Raw genomic sequence first — 5,458 nt, forward strand, 5'->3', positions numbered from 1 at the left:
GAGGCGCGGGCCCCCCACAGGACGTCGGCGAGCACCGCCGGCTCGGCCTCCGCGAGTCCGCCCGCGAGGTCCCGCCCCGCGATCTGCTCGTGCACGGCGTCCGCCTCGACGTGCTCGTCGTAGTAGAAGGCGGCGTCGTCGTGGCCGAGCCGGCGGAAGCCCTTCGCGGTCTGCCCGCCCGGGATCGACGACGTCATCTCGAACGCCGCGAGGTGCCCGACGATCGCCCCGCGCAGCCTCCGGTGCAGGCCGAAGAGGCTCATCATGTTCGTGCTCGCGAGCGTCGCCCCGGGGACGAGGTCGACGTAGGCGCCGTCCGCGTCGTCGAGGTCCATGGCGCGCAGCGTCGCGGCGAACAGCTCGGCATGGATGTGCCCGGGGCGCCCGCCGCCGTACTCGTCGGCCTGGATCTCCACCAGCGCCGACTTGGCGCGGCCGGTCAACCGGGGCAGCGCCCAGCTGTGCGGGTCCGCCTCCTTGAGGTGGTAGATCGAGCGGTGCACGAGGAACTCGTGCAGCTGCTCGTCCGTGGCCCTGCGGGCCAGGTAGCGGGAGACGCTCGGGCCGTCGTCGGCGGAGGTCAGCCGGAAGAGCTCCGCCGCGACCTCCTCGGCCGTCCCCGCCGACGTCGGCTCGACCGGCACCCGCTCCCGGATGGCCGCCTCGAACGCGGACTCCAGGACGGCACGGGCGCCCAGCACGTCCGGCTGCCACTCCCAGGCGTCGTCGACGCCGTCCACGCCGCGGTAGTGCAGCTCGTACATCACGAGGAGGGCGAGCTGGACGTCGTCGTCGGCGACGACGTCCCGCGTGCGGTCGACCGCCCGCTCCGCCTCCGCCACGAGCCCCGGGACGGGACCGGGTTCGCGCACGAGGGCCTCGAGCAGCGCGGTGCTGAGGGGTCCTCGGGGGCTGGGGCGACGCATGCGGCTCCTCCTCGACGGGTCGTGCGGCGACCGGGCGGCGACCTACGGCCGCCCGGGTGCCGGGCCCGCCCAGGCTCGCACCGGCACCCGGGCGGCGCATCCGGAGGACCGGGGGCCTGCGGACCGGGGTGTCAGCGGGCTGCCAGGAGCGTCGACCCGGCCGGTCACCGGCCCCTGAGTCCGGTCCGCCGCGGCCACGGGTGCCCTCGGCTCGCCGCGCGCAGGCCCCGGACGGCAGGTTCACTGGACGGGTGAGCACCGACCGCCGCCCGGACGACGTCCCCGCCGAGCCCATCACGGACCCGCGCCGCGAGCCGTGGGCCAGCGTGACGGCATGCCCGAACGGGCCCCTGCTGGTCCGGGGCGACGTCGAGATCCTGCTGGCCGACGGCGAGCCCGCCCCGCGCCGTCGCCGGACGGTGGCGCTGTGCCGGTGCGGCGCGTCCGCGATCAAGCCCTACTGCGACGGCAGCCACAAGGTCATCGACTTCCGCACCGACGACGAGCCGCGCACGACCGGCTCCGAGCCGCCCCGGGCCGCGGGCCTCCGCTCCGCCTGACGCCTCCTCCGTGCTCGCCGCCCGGAGCGCGCCCTACTTCTTGCTCGCCGCCCGGGACGTCGTCGCCTTCTTCGTCGTCGTCGCCCGCTTGGCCGTGGTCCGCGTCTTCTTGACCGGCCCGCGGGCGCGCTTCTCGGCGAGCAGCTCGGCGGCGCGCTCGAGGGTGACGGTCTCGACGGCGTCCTCCTTGCGGAGCGTCGCGTTCGTCTCGCCGTCGGTCACGTACGGGCCGAACCGGCCGTCCTTGACGACGACGGGCTTTCCCGAGAACGGGTCGTCCCCGAGCTCGCGCAGCGGCGCCGCGGCCGTGGCACCCCGGCCCCGCTTGGGCTGGGCGTAGATCGCGAGCGCCTCCTCCAGGGTGACCTCGAAGATCGCGTCCTCGCTCGCGAGCGTGCGGGAGTCCGTGCCCTTCTTCAGGTAGGGCCCGTAACGCCCGTTCTGCGCGGTGATCGGGTCGCCGCTGTCGGGGTCGGTGCCCACCAGACGCGGCAGGGAGAGCAGCCGGAGCGCGTCGTCGAGCGTGATCGTCTGGAGCTGCATCGAGCGGAAGAGCGAGCCCGTGCGCGGCTTCGGCGCCGCCGCGAGCGCCTTCTTGCGCGCCGCCGCGGAGAGGTTCGGGTCGAGCTCCGGCTCGGGCAGCAGCTCGGTGACGTACGGGCCGTAGCGGCCGTTGCGCGCCACGATCGTCGTCCCGGTCGCGGGGTCCTCGCCGAGCACGATGTCACCGTCGGCCTGGTTCTCGAGCAGGTCCTTGGCCTTCTCGACGGTGAGCTCGTCCGGGGCGAGGTCGTCCGGCACCGACGCACGCCGACCCTCGGTCTCGCCCTCGCCGGGCGGGCCCTCGAGGTAGGGCCCGTAGCGCCCGACGCGCAGCGTGATGCCCTCGCCGATCGGCACGGAGTTGATGTCGCGGGCGTCGATGTCGCCGAGGTCCTCGACGAGCCGGCGCAGCCCCTCGCCCTCCTCGCCGCGCGCGGCGTCACCGAAGTAGAACTCGGTCAGCCACGCGACGCGGTCCTTGCTGCCGGCCGCGATCTGGTCGAGGTCGCTCTCCATGGCCGCGGTGAAGTCGTAGTCGACCAGGCGGTCGAAGTGCTCCTCGAGCAGGCGGATCACCGCGAAGGCGAGCCAGCTCGGCACGAGCGCCTGCCCGCGGCCGAGCACGTAGCCGCGGTCCATGATCACGGAGATGGTCGCCGCGTACGTGGAGGGCCGGCCGATGCCGCGCTCCTCCAGGGCCCGGATGAGGCTGGCCTCGGTGTACCGCGGCGGCGGGCTGGTCCGGTGGCCCTCGGCCTCGAGCGCGTCGGCGGCCAGCGCGTCCCCGGTCTCCATGCGCGGCAGGCGCGTCTCCGCCTTGCGGCCGCCCTTGGTCTCGCCGTCGGGCCCGTCCGCGGCGTCGTCGGCCCCGGTGCCCCCGGCGGCGCTCTCCGCGTAGCGGTCGGTGTCCCGGCCCTCCTCGTACGCCGCGAGGAAGCCCCGGAAGGTGATGACGGTGCCGGACGCGGCGAACTCGGCGTCGCGGCCCTCCGCGGAGACGGCACCGAGGCGGATCGAGGCGGTGGAGCCCTTGGCGTCGGCCATCTGCGAGGCGACGGTGCGCTTCCAGATGAGCTCGTAGAGCTTGAACTGGTCCCCGGAGAGCTCGCGGGCGACCTGCGCCGGCGTCCGGAAGGAGTCCCCGGCGGGGCGGATCGCCTCGTGCGCCTCCTGGGCGCCCTTGTTCTTGGTCGCGTACAGCCGCGGCGCGTCCGGCACGTACTCCGGGCCGTACAGCTCCGCGGCCTGGCGGCGGGCGGCGTCCGTCGCCTGGGTGCTCAGCGACGGCGAGTCGGTCCGCATGTAGGTGATGTAGCCGTTCTCGTACAGCGACTGCGCGGTGCGCATCGTCTGCCGCGAGCTCATCCGGAGCTTGCGGGACGCCTCCTGCTGGAGCGTCGAGGTGGTGAACGGTGCCGCGGGCTTGCGGGAGTACGGCTTCGTCTCGACCGAGCGCACCGCGAAGGAGGTCTCGGCGAGCCCCCGCACCAGCGCGTGGGCCGTCTCCTCGTCGAGGTGGACGGCGTCCTTGGTGGTCAGCGTGCCGCGGTCGTCGAAGTCGCGGCCGACGGCGACGCGGGCACCGTCCACCGCGACCAGACGCGCCGGGAAGGCGCCCTGGGCGGCGTCGTCGGCCGGGTCCTGCACGTGGAACTCGCCGCGCACGTCCCAGTACTCCGCCGCGCGGAACGCCATGCGCTCCCGCTCCCGCTCGACCACCATGCGCGTCGCGACGGACTGCACGCGGCCCGCGGACAGGCCCTGCCGGACCTTGCGCCACAGCACCGGCGAGACCTCGTAGCCGTAGAGGCGGTCGAGGATGCGGCGGGTCTCCTGGGCGTCGACGAGGCGCTCGTCCAGCTCGCGGGTGTTCTCCAGCGCGCGGGCGATCGCCTCCCGGGTGATCTCGTGGAAGACCATGCGCTTGACCGGGACCGTGGGCTTGAGCTCCTGGAGCAGGTGCCAGGCGATGGCCTCGCCCTCGCGGTCCTCGTCGGTCGCGAGGTAGAGCTCGTCGGACTCCTTGAGGGCGCGCTTGAGCTCGGCGACCTTCTTCTTCTTGTCCGGGTCGACGACGTAGTACGGCTCGAACCCGTGGTCGACGTCGACGGCGAACTTGCCGAACGGGCCCTTCTTCATGTCCGCGGGCAGCTCGGAGGGCTGCGGCAGGTCGCGGATGTGCCCGACGGACGCCTCCACGGTGTACGAGTCACCGAGGTAGCCGGCGATGGTGCGCGCCTTGGCGGGCGACTCGACGATCACCAGCTTGCGACCTGTGGGCATGGACGACCTGCTTCCTGCGTGTCGGCCCGCACACGGCGCGTCCTGCGGCCGGTGCGGCGGGCGCCGGCGGCGAGCCGTCGGCGGCGACGGGGCGACCCGTCGCCGCGCACTCTACGTCCTCACGTCAAGATCGGTCGGCTGGGCGGGCCCGGCGGTGGACGACCCCGACGCGGCTCAGGACGGCAGGACGCGACGCGGCTCGGTCACGTCGAGCACGACCAGGACGAGCGCGACGACGAGGCACGCCGCCGTCACGACCCCCAGCGCACCGCCCCCGTACGCCGTCAGCAGGTCGGCCCGGGAAGCCAGCTCCTGGCCGTCCGCGAGGTGGTCGAGACTGCGCTGGAGCGCCACGAACGCTCCCGCACCGGTCACGGCACCGCCCACGAGCAGGAGCCCGACGACGGCGCGGATGCCCCACCGGCCGTGCGCCGGGCGCGCTGACCGCGGCCGGGCCCGGACACCCAGCGCGGCGGCCACGCCGGCCCACGCGCCGACGACGAGCACCGCCGCGACGACGTCGCTCGGGCGGTGCCACTGGCCGACCATCGTGGAGATCCCCGTCGCGCACGTGTAGACCACGCCGACGATGGCGGCGGCCGGCCGGAACCGCGGCGGCAGCACGAGCAGGAGCGCGACGGAGACCGACGCCGCCGCGGTGGTGTGCCCGCTGGGCAGGGCGTTGGCGAGGCGGTCCCCCACGTCCAGGTCGGGGCGGTCGAGGACGCCGTGCTTGAGGACCTGGGTCGACAGGTTCGACCCGGCCATGAGTACCGCCACCTGCACGGCGAGCAGGACGCGGCGTCGCACGACGGCCAGCAGCATGGCGGCCAGCAGCACGAGCGCGACGAACGGGAGGGAGATGATCTCCAGCACCGGCTCGGCCACCAGCCACAGCCGGGTCGCGCCGAGCTCGGAGCCCTGGAACGCCGCCTGCTCGAGGAGCTGGCCCGTACGGGTGGTCACGAACGCCCACCACACCGCCACGACCGCGAGCGCCGACACCACGGCGAGCACCAGCCCGGGCGCGCGGCGTCCGGGGCGCAGCGCGCCCGTCGTCCCGGTGGGCGGGACCCGGCCGGACGTCGACCGTGGGGCTGGTGCCACCCGTCCGGCCGGGGACGCCGGTGCGGCCGGGGGCGGGGT

The 5,458-nt window shown here is 74.8% G+C and carries 4 protein-coding genes; 1 reads left to right on the forward strand and 3 read right to left on the reverse strand.

Annotation, left to right across the window (positions count from 1 at the left end; genetic code table 11):
- Nucleotides 1-926 (reverse strand): iron-containing redox enzyme family protein (locus N866_RS13690; RefSeq protein WP_034227297.1); only part of this gene is annotated, 926 nt, incomplete at its 3' end.
- Nucleotides 927-1,177: 251 nt separating this feature from the next.
- Here N866_RS13690 and N866_RS13695 point away from each other — a divergent pair.
- On the forward strand, nucleotides 1,178-1,486 hold the full coding sequence (locus N866_RS13695; protein WP_081802651.1) for a CDGSH iron-sulfur domain-containing protein: 309 nt from the start codon (nucleotides 1,178-1,180) through the stop codon (nucleotides 1,484-1,486).
- 33 nt (nucleotides 1,487-1,519) lie between these two features.
- Here the strand turns inward: N866_RS13695 and topA are convergent, their stop codons facing one another.
- Nucleotides 1,520-4,312 (reverse strand): type I DNA topoisomerase, encoded by a 2,793-nt coding sequence (gene topA, locus N866_RS13700; RefSeq protein ID WP_034227298.1) that lies wholly within the window; start codon nucleotides 4,310-4,312, stop codon nucleotides 1,520-1,522.
- A gap of 174 nt (nucleotides 4,313-4,486) precedes the next feature.
- On the reverse strand, nucleotides 4,487-5,458 hold a 972-nt coding region (locus N866_RS13705; protein WP_081802652.1), incomplete at its 5' end, for a phosphatase PAP2 family protein.

The organism is Actinotalea ferrariae CF5-4, from assembly GCF_000603945.1.
Classification (GTDB): domain Bacteria; phylum Actinomycetota; class Actinomycetes; order Actinomycetales; family Cellulomonadaceae; genus Actinotalea; species Actinotalea ferrariae.